Origin of the sequence: Streptomyces sp. 5-10, assembly GCF_014712245.1 — a bacterium.
GTDB classification, from domain to species: domain Bacteria; phylum Actinomycetota; class Actinomycetes; order Streptomycetales; family Streptomycetaceae; genus Streptomyces; species Streptomyces violaceusniger.
Window position 1 is genome coordinate 1 of the sequence record NZ_JACVYG010000245.1, and the last position, 399, is coordinate 399.

1 protein-coding gene is annotated in these 399 nt (G+C 71.4%); it reads left to right on the forward strand.

All coding sequences use genetic code 11. The features are described from left to right. On the forward strand, window positions 1-399 hold a 399-nt coding region (locus IEJ02_RS48035; RefSeq protein WP_191070539.1), incomplete at both ends, for a CurL C-terminal domain-containing protein.

The following is a 399-nucleotide window of genomic DNA, read 5'->3' on the forward strand; positions in this document are numbered from 1 at the left end:
TCTCCTCCTTCGGCGTCAGCGGCACCAACGCGCACCTCATCCTCGAACAGGCAGAACCGGTCCGCGCGTCGGAGAGGGAGGAGGCGAGCGGCGGCGCCCTCCCGTACCTGCTGTCCGCCAAGACCCGGGAGGCTCTCAAGGAGCAGGCCGGGAGGCTGGCCGCGCACCTCGACGGACGGACCGACCTCGACCCCGCCGACGTCGCGTTCTCCCTGGCGACCACCCGCGTCTCCTTCGACGAACGAGTGGCGCTCATCGCCGGAAACCGCGACGAGTTGATGAGCGGCCTATGCGCCCTGGCCAACGACGAGCCGGCACGGGGCGCGCATCGTGGGCAGGTGCGCGGGCCCGCGAAGTCGGCGTGGGTGTTCACGGGTCAGGGTGCGCAGCGTTTGGGGA